At 51.8% G+C, this 12,768-nt stretch carries 11 protein-coding genes; 4 read left to right on the top strand and 7 right to left on the bottom strand.

Features of this window, described 5'->3' with window-relative positions; translation table 11 throughout:
- Nucleotides 1-8: 8 nt before the first annotated feature.
- Nucleotides 9-632 (top strand): response regulator, encoded by a 624-nt coding sequence (locus tag ACEVG1_RS07915; protein WP_374743092.1) that lies wholly within the window; start codon nt 9-11, stop codon nt 630-632.
- A 63-nt stretch (nt 633-695) separates the two neighbouring features.
- Here ACEVG1_RS07915 and ACEVG1_RS07920 read toward each other — a convergent pair whose 3' ends face one another.
- Nucleotides 696-1,223: an outer membrane beta-barrel protein gene (locus tag ACEVG1_RS07920; protein WP_374743093.1), complete on the bottom strand. Its 528-nt coding sequence runs from the start codon at nt 1,221-1,223 to the stop codon at nt 696-698.
- Nucleotides 1,224-1,430: 207 nt separating this feature from the next.
- Here ACEVG1_RS07920 and ACEVG1_RS07925 point away from each other — a divergent pair, with 207 nt between their 5' ends.
- Together ACEVG1_RS07925 and ACEVG1_RS07930 are read left to right on the top strand one after the other, a co-directional pair.
- A complete protein-coding gene (locus ACEVG1_RS07925; RefSeq protein ID WP_374743095.1) occupies nt 1,431-3,296 on the top strand; it encodes a PQQ-binding-like beta-propeller repeat protein in 1,866 nt (621 codons plus the stop codon).
- Nucleotides 3,297-3,437: 141 nt separating this feature from the next.
- A complete protein-coding gene (locus tag ACEVG1_RS07930) occupies nt 3,438-3,950 on the top strand; it encodes a DUF6252 family protein (RefSeq protein WP_374743096.1) in 513 nt (170 codons plus the stop codon).
- Here ACEVG1_RS07930 and aat read toward each other — a convergent pair.
- The 5 genes from aat to ACEVG1_RS07955 all read right to left on the bottom strand — a co-directional run bounded on the left by aat (nt 3,934) and on the right by ACEVG1_RS07955 (nt 9,394).
- Entirely contained in the window at nt 3,934-4,575 is a 642-nt protein-coding gene (aat, locus tag ACEVG1_RS07935; RefSeq protein ID WP_374743097.1) for a leucyl/phenylalanyl-tRNA--protein transferase, read from the bottom strand. The two genes, ACEVG1_RS07930 and aat, sit on opposite strands and share 17 nt — an antisense overlap.
- 9 nt (nt 4,576-4,584) lie before the next feature.
- Nucleotides 4,585-4,956, bottom strand: a complete 372-nt coding sequence (gene rbfA / locus ACEVG1_RS07940) for a 30S ribosome-binding factor RbfA (protein ID WP_374743098.1) — start codon at nt 4,954-4,956, stop codon at nt 4,585-4,587.
- 96 nt (nt 4,957-5,052) lie between these two features.
- Nucleotides 5,053-5,883 (bottom strand): polysaccharide deacetylase family protein, encoded by an 831-nt coding sequence (locus tag ACEVG1_RS07945; protein ID WP_374743099.1) that lies wholly within the window; start codon nt 5,881-5,883, stop codon nt 5,053-5,055.
- Nucleotides 5,880-6,980: an Ldh family oxidoreductase gene (locus ACEVG1_RS07950; RefSeq protein WP_374743100.1), complete on the bottom strand. Its 1,101-nt coding sequence runs from the start codon at nt 6,978-6,980 to the stop codon at nt 5,880-5,882. The genes ACEVG1_RS07945 and ACEVG1_RS07950 overlap by 4 nt, the downstream gene beginning before the upstream one ends.
- Nucleotides 6,981-7,042: 62 nt before the next feature.
- Nucleotides 7,043-9,394 carry a M1 family metallopeptidase gene (locus ACEVG1_RS07955; protein WP_374743101.1) on the bottom strand — a complete coding sequence of 784 codons (2,352 nt, stop codon included), beginning with the start codon at nt 9,392-9,394 and terminating at the stop codon, nt 7,043-7,045.
- Nucleotides 9,395-9,729: 335 nt separating this feature from the next.
- Here ACEVG1_RS07955 and ACEVG1_RS07960 point away from each other — a divergent pair, with 335 nt between their 5' ends.
- Entirely contained in the window at nt 9,730-10,734 is a 1,005-nt protein-coding gene (locus ACEVG1_RS07960; protein WP_374743103.1) for a virulence RhuM family protein, read from the top strand.
- Nucleotides 10,735-10,753: 19 nt separating this feature from the next.
- Here ACEVG1_RS07960 and ACEVG1_RS07965 read toward each other — a convergent pair whose 3' ends face one another.
- The gene (locus ACEVG1_RS07965; protein WP_374743104.1) at nt 10,754-12,766 is read right to left on the bottom strand and encodes a fibronectin type III domain-containing protein; all 2,013 of its coding nucleotides are present in this window, start codon (nt 12,764-12,766) and stop codon (nt 10,754-10,756) included.
- Nucleotides 12,767-12,768 lie beyond the last annotated feature (2 nt).

Here is a 12,768-nt window from a genome sequence, read left to right on the forward strand (position 1 = left end):
CCCGCGGAATGAAGCATAGCATTTTATTGGTTGATGATCACCCCATCCTTACAGAAGGACTGAAAATGGTTTTCCGGGATGACGCGACATTCGATATCGTGGCATCGACACATTCAGGTGTTTACGCATTGGCATTACTGAAAGCAAAGCCGATTGATTTGATGGTAACGGATTATTCCATGCCCGATATGAACGGCCTTGACCTTATTCGGCAAGCTAAACGGCAGCATCCCCTTCTTAAGATCATCGCATTAACTATGCACGACGAAGCCGCAATCATTAAAGACGTCATCGCCGCCGGAGCCGATGGCTACGTGTTGAAGAAATGTGCCCTAGAAGAACTGGCCATTGCCATGGAGTCTGTCATGAAGGGCAAGCCTTACCTAAGCGCCGAAGCCGGCCAGAAATTGTTCCAACTGGCAAAGCAACCTGAATCCGATGATCCGCTGACCGACCGCGAAGTCGAGGTGCTGCGGCTGATTATCAAAGAGCTTACCAATAAAGAGATTGCTGCCCGGTTGTTTATCAGCGACCGTACGGTTGAAGTACACCGCAAAAACCTGATGCGTAAAATCAAATGTACCAATACCGTCGGTCTAATCAAGTACGCGTTTGCGCATAACTTGGTTTGAGACGCTGCGGCAGCTATGAATACCGCAGCGTACCCAACCGAAGTACGTCCGATTCCGGACATACTAGAACTTTAGCGCGACGCCCACATTCAGCCAAGCGATCCCGTAACCAAGCTCCGCAAAGGCACCGAATTTCGGGCTGAAGAAATACCGCGCACCCGCATGTGCACCCCAAATAAACCCGCCTGCCGAGGCCGTGGGTAGATTCGTATCGGTGCTCACCGATGCAATGTTGTAACCCAACAACACCCCTGCATACGGATCCAGGTTTTCTACGCCAAAATCGAAATGATACGACCCTCTTCCGCCTACAATGATGTAATTGTATTTCCAGTCGCCCATCCCGGTTTCTACCTTGGCACCGGCATAGCCACCGTATGCACCCACACTGATCTTGTCGCTCACACCGAACTCCAAGCTTAAGCCCACAGGCGGTGTGCCTTTGGCCCCCGACGCCATGAACTGGCTTCCAAGCCCCACACCGATGTTGAGCAGTTTGTCGCCCTGCTCATACGCCTGGCCGAAGGAAAACAGGGTGCCCAAAGCCATCATTACGGCAAATAGCGATACGTGTTTAATTGTTGTTTTCATTGCTCTTTGTTTTTAGATTAATTGATTAAATTGATTATGGATTACATCGAACAATGCAAAAGTACCGCCGGTGCCCTACCTAGCCTATACGGAATACTACCCATTTTAACTACGTATAAACCCGTAGGTTAAATACGCAATGGCCCGGATACCGTGCCATATTGCATCGCACTACCTTTACCTCCGTCAAACAAAATATGATAAACCATGAAAAAAACATTATTCCTTTTGTTGGCGGTATGGACACTGACCACTCACGCACAAAAGGCCGAGCAACCGGATGTAACGTACGACCTCGGCGGAAAGATTGAATTTATGACCCTCACCGATGCGGGCGTATTGGTGGTAGCCGGCAGCGGCGGGCTTGCCGGCATCAAAGCGGGATCCCAAACCCCCCATTTCACTTTTAAAGAATATGGCAAAGTAAAGCAGGAAGAACTCGAATTTGTACCGATGTCACCATACGTGATCGTCAATCAGGGAGGCTTGCTCGGGTCAAAAAAGACGGTGATCGACGTCGTATCGGGCAAGATGCTGTTTGCTACGGAAGAAAACGGATGGAAACTGGTGGCCAAAGCCCGGGTCTTTCTTCCCCAAAACAAGCTGGTTGTGGTAGGAAACCGTACACGAGCCGAAAAGGATATGCTTGCCGTCGGTATTTATGACCTGGCCACAGGCAAGCAGGAAGGGTTTTCTTCGTTGGATGCCGGAGTGGGGAAGGTGCGGATGGGCAATAGTGTGCCGTTGAGTTCGGGCGAACCGTACCTTACCGGCAACCAAGTATTGGTACCCACCACAAAAAACCTAGTCTGTGCGGATTTCACAAACGGCCAAATCCTTTGGGAAGCCGATTTGGATAAGGTTACCTGGCTGGTGGCGGATAAGTCGGGCAGCGAGATTTACGGATTCGAGGAGCGCCCCAACGGTGACACACGCATTCACAAGGTAAGCAATACCGGCCAGCAACTTTGGGAGAAAGAACGCAAAATCAAGGGAAAAGTTACCCGCTTCGAAATTTTGCCACAGGGACTGGCCGTGGTAAGCGATGTCGACAATTCGGATAAAAAAGGAATCGCAGGCAAATTGGCAGGGGCCTCGGAGTCTAAAATCAGTTTCCTGAGCGCGGCTAACGGTGAAGACCTTTGGGAAAAGGCACCCAAGACCAAAGGTTATGTACAGCATTTTTACATCATGGATGATGGTATCCTCTTCAGGATATATGAAGGCGGTATCAACAAGATTTCCTTTGACGGCAACGCCTTATTCAAGAAGCCGCTCAATACGGGAGAAAACATCCAAACCATGGCACTTACCCCCCAGGGGCTGATTTACATCACCGATACCGATGCGGATATCATCAACCTCACTACTGGGGAGTCCATTTGGAGCAAACCCATCAAGTACAAGAAAGCGAAGGCCGTGGCCAGCACGTACGACAAGGCGCACCAGCGCTACCTGATCAGTACGGGCGACGAGATCATGGCAATCGATGAGCGTACCGGTGATATCAGCACCTTTACTTCGATTGCATTCAAGGAAAAAGAGGCTCCGACCTCCATGACGGTGAGAAACAGCGGAATCCTGCTTGCCTCTAGCCAGAACCTCATGATGGTAGACTTCGAGGGGAAGGACCTATTTCACTCCTACCATAAATCCCCAGGGCAAAGCGGCTTCATCAAAGCTGCCACAGGGGTGCTGGCGGTAGCTTCGATGGCCATGTCGGCGGCGGCCGCCTACCAAGGCGGCCGGTATGGCCACTATGCAGGAAGCAATCAGTTAAATAGCTATGGTGAAGAAATGAAAGCCTACCAAGAAGGGTTTGCCAACATCGCCTCTGCTTCCTTTGCCGAGATGAACAAACGGTTCCGGGCAACAGCGGCAACGGAGAATGCGCAGTTTATCCTTACCGACCTCGACGGTGGTGTGGGGCTCGTACGCGTGGGGAAGGATACCGGCGAAGAGGAAAGGGAAATCGTGCTGCGGGACAAGAAGCCCGAATACCAGGTTGATGAAATGGGCGGAACACTGTACTACAAATCCAAAGCGAATGAAATATCGGCTTTCAGCCTCTAGATGAGGCACACACTTTTCATGGTGCCTGGTTTGTGTGTACCGCGCTTACGCGCGGTATGCCTCACCGGGTCTGCGAGCCAACCAACATGTACTCATCATTAACAACTAATACGTATCGAAATGAAAATTAACACAACAAAAATGAAGCAACCTGGCTACCTAATGCTGTTTATCCTAGCCTGTGCCATTGCGATGGCAGCATGCAAAAAAAATGAAGACGGCGGTCCGGGAGGCAATGCCGCTCCGGGCACCATTGAGGCTAAGATTGGTGGATCGTCGTTCAAATCGCTTAAGATGACAACCATGGCCAACCGGGTGAATGTAGGTGGGTCATCCGTCATTACCGTACAAGGCAACGAAACCTCGGGCAAAGCTATTGTGATGGTCATAAATGGGGTAGATGGGGCCGGCACATATCAAATCGGTGGTGGCGCGAACATCTCCATAAGTGCCAGCTATACCGAGGTGAACATCAGCAATCCTACAGCTACCAAGATCTGGCAGGCACCCTTTGACTCTTCCGTTGCGGGCGAAATCAAAATCGCCGAACTCACCGACAAGGTTATCAAAGGTACGTTCTCATTCACCGCCAAAAATAACAGCGACGGCTCCGTAAAAGAAGTAACCAACGGTTCATTCAACCTGAACTTTTAACAAGCCGATCCATGTATTCGTCCCGGGGCACCATCACCGCCCCAAGCGAAGCCAGGTGGTCGGTATACACCTGGCAATCGATCAGGTCGTAGTTTCCCGATAGACAGAGCGAAGCCAATGCCACTTTGGAGGCGTTGGCTTCCCTGCTGAACATGCTTTCGCCACAAAATAACCGCCCAACGGAAACACCATAGAGTCCGCCCACCAGCTTATCTGCCAACCAGACTTCAATGGAATGCGCATGGCCCAAATCGTGCAACGTTATATATGCCTGTTGCATATCTTTGGTTATCCACGTGCCGTCTTGCCCGGCGCGCGGATGGGTAGCACATGCCGCTATCACCTCGGCAAATGCCTGGTCATAGGTAACATGGAAATGCCCGGCACGCAAAACCCGTCGCATGGTTTTGCTTATTTTCAACATTTGGGGATAAAGCACGAAACGTTCATGCGGTGAATACCATAGGATAGGTGTATGGTCATCGTACCAAGGGAATATGCCTTGCTGGTAAGCCGCCATGAGCCGCTCGGGCCGCAGATCACCGCCAATGGCTAAAAGCCCGTCCGGCTCGGCCCGTGCCGGGTCGGGGAACTGAAGGGTATACGGATCCAGTTGGAAGATCATCCCGGAAGGTTATTCCGGTTGCCGGGGCTCTTTGCTGATCTCATCAAAAAGCCTATCCATGTGCTCAACGTATTCATTCGTATCATCCAGGAAAAACTCCAGCTCCGGGACAATACGCGCTTGATTCTTGATGCGCGCGCCCAGTTTATAGCGTATCTCGTTGGCGTGCGACCGGATATTGGCTAGGTCGTCTTTTGCCTTCTTCGTGTCGAGAAAGCTCAGGTAGACCCGGGCAATTGCGAGGTCCGGCGTCATTCGCACGCGGGTGATGGTAATGAAAGCCCCCGGTGCCCACGCACCGCCCTCCCGTTGGAAGAGTGCGCCCAAATCCTGCTGGATTACCCCAGCAAACCGTTGCTGCCTTTTGCTTTCCGTGTTCATGGTGAAGGTATTAAATTTATTCTAGCCGCGGTTCCAACGCCCCGCGTGGCGCACGTTATACCAACAGCAAAGGTAATGATTTTTTGTTTCCCCCGGTTAGCGGCTCGGTGCCGGTTCGAGTAGTTCGTCTATACGTACAAACTGATAACCCTTACTTTTTAGGGTACGGATCAATGAGGGCAGTTCATGGTAAAATTTTTCCTGGCGCCGGGGGTCTGTACCGACATGGCTCAGCAGGATAAAGCCGTTCAGTCCGTATTCGTTGTCCTGCTCGTACTCCATGATGGATTTCATGATGGTTTGGTTATCGACGTACCGTTTATCCATCTCCGGGTAGGTATAGTCCGCCGTAGAACGGGTACCCGGTGTAAAGTTGACCAATTGCAGGCCCATAGCATCCGTCCACGACGCGATGGTTTCATTGTACCATTCATAAGGGGGTATAAAATAGCGGGCTTGTTTTCTATCCACCCCAAACTTCTTCAGCGCCTTGTACGAATCGTTCAAATCTTTCTCAAATGCGGCCCGGGTAACGAGTAAGCTATCCCGATTTGTCCAGTCGCAGTACAAAAGGTGCTTATCGGAGTGGGAGCCAAGGTAGTTGCCGAGATCCCGCAGTTCGGCGATCTGTATTCTGAAATCCCTATTCCGATAGAAATTGCCGGTCAGGAAAAAAGATGCCCGCAATTGCTCCGCCTTCAACGTGCGGATAATGGCGGAGAGGCCATCCCCAAATTCATCCCCGGTAAATACCAGTGCGATTTTCTTGGTGGACCGATCGCCACGGACGATGGCTCCGAGAAACTCGGTAACGTCTCCACCGCTAGGCTGTTCAACCGTAGGGGCTGGCAACAAACCGCGGGAATTGCCAATTAATGGGTTTACCAAGAACAAGAGGCCAAGCAAGGTATGGGTTAGCTGTTTCATCGGTTTTGCGCCATCCCTTCCGCCATCAGCGGAGCTACACCCAACTTGGCCGCCAATTGTTGCAGATCGTCCCATACCGCTTCCACCAGCGGTATCCCCTTCTCCCGGTACACATGTGTGGCTTCGTATTCCGGTTCACCCGGAATGATTACCGGTTGCCGTTCGTCCACGCGTTTTGCATCCTTGAATCGCGCAATCCACTGGTCCATGTTTGCCTTGAAATCAGCCACAGGGCGGAAGCCATCCACGCGCATCGCTCCCACGAAATGGCCGATTCCTTCACCAGGTTGATCGGCCAGGGGCTGCAAATAAGCTACAAAGGGTGGCACCCACGGACCGTAATTAGCTCCGGAAAGGACGCCGGAGAGGATATCAACGGTAGCCGACAAGCCAAATCCCTTATGGCTGCCGTGAGATCGATCGCTCCCCAGCGGGAGGAGCGCCCCCCCGTTTTTCACCGCAGCGGCATCGGTGGTCGGATGGCCATGGGTAGTCAGCGCCCATCCTTCGGGAATGGTCTTCCCCGCACGGGCGGCAACTTCCAGCTTGCCGTTTGCGGCAGCAGAGGTAGCCATATCGACCACCACGGGTGGGTATTTCCCTGCCGGGAAAGCGTAGCATATCGGGTTGGTGCCCAGCAACCGCTCGGCTGAAAACGTGGGGGCTACCAATGGGCTTGCATTGGTCAGTGCATAACCAATCATGTCCTGCGCCACCGCTTTCAGCGCGTGGTAACCTGCAATCCCAAAATGGTTAGAATGGCGGATGGCGACCCATCCCGAACCGTACTGCTTGGCTTTCTCGATGGCGATGTCCATCGCATATGGGGCAACCACAAGGCCCAGCCCCCCATCGCCATCTACGGTCGCCGTGGTGGGAGTTTCGTGTACCACGCGGGGTTGGGGAGCCGCATTTAACCGCCCCGTCTCCCACAGCCGCACATAGCCGCTCAAGCGGGCAACGCCGTGGGAGTCGACTCCACGCAAATCTGCGGTCACGAGCACATCCGTGGCCAATGCCGCGTCCGCATCCGGGCACCCGATGGATTTGAAGATACTGTGTGTAAATGCGCGCAAGCGCTGCTCGGGTATTGTCATCGTTTATGCTTTATGCCGTAGGTGTTGTGCCCTATTTCGTGCCATTGCGTACCGTGTAGTGCCTATTGCCTACTGCCCTGCGCCCGCTGCATGGGGTTCGGTCCTGAAGACACGCCCCTTGCAGGGCCATCCCCTTGTTTGAACAGTTCGAAACGGGTCGGCGTATGCCGGCGCGGCCAAGCATTATTATCCTCGTCAATATCCGCGGTTTCCCGCAGGGGGTCTACCCATACCGATGCTACGGCTTTGGTTTTTGCGAAGACTTTTGTCACCTCGCTTTCATTCTTCCGCCAGATGTACGCCGGGATACGCTCCATCTCCGTGGTTCCATCTTCAAACGTCCATTGCAGGACAATAGGCATCACCAACCCGCCCTTGTTGCTGAACTTGAGCTGGTAGAAATGGTACTTGCCCCCGTAAAGTTCCTTTTCTTCAGCCGAGAGCGACTGGTAATACTGTTCGAAAGCGCGTTTGTCCGCTTCGGAGACGGCAAAGCGGTCCCACTTGTTGTAAAAATCCTGAAGGGACGTATCGGCCTCTACAGCGAAATCCACGCCCGCATCGATATTGCGTTGCCGGCCCAGCGTATTCAAATCCCTTTCGTAAGCGGCCCTTGCCGTTTCCTGTGCGTCTTCGAGGTTACCTATGGGTTGGAAATGCTGTACATCGTCCAGCGAAATATCTACCGGATCGATACCAAAAAACCACCCCCGCCAAAACCAGTCGAGGTCGACCGCCGACGCATCTTCCATGGTACGGAAGAAGTCGGCCGGCGTGGGATGCTTGAATGCCCAACGACGCGCGTATTCTTTGAAAGCATAATCAAACAACTCCCTTCCCATGATCGTTTCGCGCAGGATATTGAGGGCTGTTGCCGGTTTGGCATAAGCATTGGGCCCGAATTGCACGATATTTTCCGAGTTGGTCATAATCGGTTCCAGCTGGTCTGGGGGGAGCTTCATGTAGTCGGTGATTTTATGGGCGGGGCCCCGCCGCGAGGGAAAGTCCTTATCCCACTCCTGTTCGGCGAGGAACTGGCAGAAGGTGTTGAGCCCCTCGTCCATCCATGTCCACTGCCGTTCGTCCGAATTAACGATCATGGGGAAAAAGTTATGACCAACCTCGTGGATAATTACGCCAATCATACCGTATTTCGTGGCCTCGGAATAGGTGCCGTCCTTATCTGCCCGCCCATAGTTGAAACAGATCATCGGGTATTCCATGCCGTTGGCCGCCTCCACCGAGATGGCCACTGGGTACGGGTACGGGATGGTATGCTTGGAATAGACCTTAAGCGTGTGTGCCACCACTTTAGTGGAGTAGGGGTTGTAAAGCGGGTAGGCCTCGGGGCCGTAATACGACATGGCCATGGGTGTATTGCCTTCAATCCCCGCCTTTACACGCATGGCATCCCACACCAAGCGGCGGGATGCGACAAATGCGAAGTCACGCACGTCCTTGGCTTCATAAACCCACGTCTTCTTTGCTGTTGCCCTCCCCTGCATTGCCTGCTTGGCCTCATCGAGCGTTACGATTTCGACCGGCTCCTCCGCCTGCTGCGCTTGCTTCCACCGTTCCAATTGGGTGGCCGTCAGCACGCTGCCGTAATTTTGGCATTCGCCGGTAGCACCCACCACATGGTCAGCAGGCACCGTGATATTTACCTTGAAGTCGCCGAATACCTGTGCGAACTCGCCGCGGCCGGTGAACTGCTTGTTCTGCCAGCCTTCGAAGTCGGAATAAACCGCCATGCGTGGGTACCATTGCGTGATGGTATACAGGTAATTGCCATCGTCTGCAAAATATTCGTAGCCTCCGCGCCCTCCTTCGGCCATCCGGTCACTGATGTTGTATTGCCAGTCTATCTGCAACACAAATTTAGCACCGGGCTTCAGGGGCGTAGGTAGCTCCACCCGCATCATGGTATAGTTGATCGTATAGGTAAGGGCATTGCCCAAGCGGTCGGCAACCTTGCGTATGGTAATGCCGAGATCCTTGTCGCTATTGATAAATTGGCGCAACTGCCGGGTGGTTATCTGTCCGGTGAGGGAACTCTCATCAAATCGCTTGCTCTCTGCATCGGCCTTGTGTTCGTTTTCGTCCAGTTGCAACCACAGGTAGTTGAGCGGGTCGGGCGAGTTGTTCGTGTAGGTGATCGTCTCCGACCCCGTTACCCGTTGGTTTTCATCATCGACCTCCACATCGATCACGTAATCCGCTTTTTGCTGCCAGTATTGGTGGCCCGGCGCCCCTGAAGCTGTACGATATACGTTTGGATCGCTCAATAGGGTACCTAACTGTTCAAACTTATTCCCATGGTTGGAGGTGGGGTTGTTTTGCTGTTGTGCGCTTGCCCCGCCGATATACAAGAGCACAAAGGCGTGTGCAAGCAGTTGGAAATATATTCGCTTCATCTCGTTACGGTTAGTAACCGCATCAAAGATAACCGGAATCCGCGTATTATTCAAATGTGGCTTTCGATAAACAGATGTGTTAAAAGGGCCGCCCTGCAAATACATGGTGGCTTAACCGACCGGGCACCATGAATCCTAGCAAATACCAATAAAATATACCTCACAAAGTGAGATGATGACCGAGTTTTTTTTATCTTGTGGGGCATTTCATTAGAAACAGGATTCAGCTCACTTTATGTTTTTAATTTAAGAGGAAATCAACGGACAAGCGGAGCGTCGAGCCGAAAAGAGGGAGGAAAAATTAAAAATCCCGAGAAGATAAAATGAGCAACAACATGAGCAATATTATACTTTACGAAACACCACAGGGCAAGATATCAGTTTCGGTTCGGTTTGAGGACGAAACATTTTGGCTTACACAAAAAGCAATGGCGGAATTGTTTGGTGTGGAAGTTCCAGCAATAAGCAAACATCTTGCAAACATCTTTGAATCAGGCGAATTGATGCAAAAGGCAACTGTTTCCATTTTGGAAATAGTTCAACAAGAAGGTTCCCGAAAAGTAACTCGAAAAGTGGAGTTCTACAACCTCGATGCCATTATCGCCGTAGGCTATCGGGTAAACAGCAAGCAAGCAACACAGTTCCGCATTTGGGCTACCCAAACACTCAAAGAGTTTATTACCAAAGGCTTTGTGTTAGATGATGAGCGGTTGAAACAAGGCAAAGATTTTGGTAAAGACCATTTTGACGAGTTATTGGCTCGTATCAGGGATATTCGAGCCTCCGAGAAACGCTTTTATCAAAAAATCCGTGATTTGTTTATGTTGAGCGATGATTACGACAAAACCGATAAAAAAACCGAACTGTTTTTTGCCGAAGTTCAAAACAAATTGCTCTTTGCCACAACTCAACATACGGCAGCCGAGATTATTATGCAACGTGCCAAAGCCGAAGAACTTAATATGGGTTTGACTTCGTGGAAAGGCAGCCGTGTACGCAAAGAAGATGTAATCATTGCTAAAAATTATTTGTCCGAAGACGAAATAGATACGCTCAACCGAATGGTAACATTGTTTTTGGACACAGCCGAACTGCGGGTAAAAGAGCAGATACCGTTAAGTATTGATTTTTGGAAACAAGAGGCAGACGGCGTTATTCAGTTTAGCCGGAAACCACTTTTGCTGGATAAAGGAAAAGTGAGCCACGAAAAAGCCAAGGATTTTGCCGAAAAGCAATATTTGATTTTTGATAGCGAACGCAAAAAAGCCGAAGCTTTGCAAGCCGATTTAGAAGACCAAAAAGCCATTGAAGAATTACTAAAAAAAGTAAAGAAGAAATGATGCCAGGGGGGTTGGCTCGCTATTTACGCTTTACCATGCTTGATAATGCCGGTTCCCCTACGCCACTTTCCGATTTAACCCCAACGGCGTATTGATAGCGGAAGCCTGGCTTCACTGCTTCATCAACGTAAGTGGCGGCAGGATCTACGGTTGCAATGGCTTCAAATGACACGTCGGATAGCGCTTTGCGATAAATAACGTAGGAAGTCCCCGGGGCAACGTCCACGGGAATAGGCCACGAAACTTCAATCCCCGCCGATAAGTTACGCAGGATGATATCGGAAGGCGGGTTTGTGGCAGTTGCCCGTTCATCGGTGCCAACCCGTGACGTTGCGGATAAAACGCTTTCGTTGCCCCAAACATCCGTAGACGTTACCGCATACTCGTAGGCCATGGAACCCACCGCCGACTGATCCGTGTAATATACCGCTTTCAACGCGTTGTCATTCAACCGTTCATAATGCGTTTCTCCAACGGGTTTCCGGTAAAGATGGTATCCGTAGATCTTTTCATCCCGCCGAGCAGCGTCCTCCCACTCCAATGCCACACCATCGGATACCCGGGCAGCGTGTATGCCTGACGGAGCGATCAGCAAAACCGACTGCCGGATAAAAATCGACGCCACCGCCGAGGTGTCACTTAATTGCTGAGCCATATCCATCGATTGGATGGCGTAGTGCATCTGTCCGGTGAAATACCGGGGAATCAACGAATCAATGAACACCGTATCCTTTATGACCGGGGATATGACGGACATGCTTTGCCTGCTCGGGCCCCGCATGACGTAGTAGCCAAAGAGGTTCAGTTCACTTCCGTGTGCCCACGTTACCTTTACCCCCTCTGTATGGGCATCCACGGCCAACCGGGCAGGTGCTAAGGGAGGCTCCTCGTTCGCCCCGCTCCGGTAACCGACAGCTTCCGAATAATTGATGGTGGGCATGCGGCTGCTCAATTCATAAACCAATGGCCTTAGCCGGTAATAGTATGCGGTGGAAGGAATAACGCGCCGATCCAAATAGGAAATGCTGTTTGCCGGGACGGTATCGACCACGACGTAACCCGACCCCAATTGACGGGACTTTTGGATTTCGATGGCGCCATAAATCGCATCCGCCGGCAACGCATCCCAGGTTAGCAACAACCCTTGCGAGGTGTCGGTCACGGCCAAATTTGACAGGTGCTGCAAGGAAGAGAGGTTATACGGCAGCATCGAAACCGTGTCTGACAGCCGCCCAACGTTGCCGGCAAGGTCTTCAAGTACGGCGTAATAAGCCACGTGTTGTCCGGGTTCGGCATCATCCGTATAATAGACCCGGCCCTCGCCCGACTCTGCGTCCGACAACATTAATAACGTTTGCTGGAGGGCAAATTCGCCCGTATGCCCACGCCGTTTATATACGGTAGCCACCAGGGGGATTTGATGGGGATTGTAAATCCCTCTAGCCCGCCATGCAAGGGAGACCGAGCTGTCACGGGCCTCTCGGTTATCCACCGTCAGCGCCCCGCTCTCCCACATTGCCCCCTGCGTGGGCCTGATCGTCACCGACCTGACCACACTATTGCCTTTATCCAACAGATCAATCCGATACGTAACGTCCTCGGATGCCGCCCTGTATTCGTCGACGAACATAAGGCCTAGGGTGGAACTCAAATCCGGGTCGAGCAAAAGTAGTCCCAGGGTGTCCGTGCCGTGTTCTAACAGGATACGGTAGGCGGCATCGGTGGAATTGACGCCAAGATGGCCAAACACGGCATGGGTAAGTGCCCGCCGCTCCAATTGCCGTTCCAACGCCCGCGCATTTTCAGGGAAGCGGGTTTCGCCGATCCGCCGGAACTTCTTTCCCGCTCCATCGCTTTTGTAAATCATGCGCGAAGCGGGCAAAACGGAACCTTCCGAATAACTCTTTTCAAAATAGATCAACGTTTTGTGGGGTCCTACCACTGCAAAAGGTGTATCCGTTTCCTGCCCTGCCACGTGGTGTGCAAAGCCGACAATTATAACGGTGATAAATCCTACCCATGAATTTTTCATAT

The organism is Parapedobacter sp. 2B3 (assembly GCF_041925275.1).
GTDB lineage: Bacteria > Bacteroidota > Bacteroidia > Sphingobacteriales > Sphingobacteriaceae > Parapedobacter > Parapedobacter pyrenivorans_A.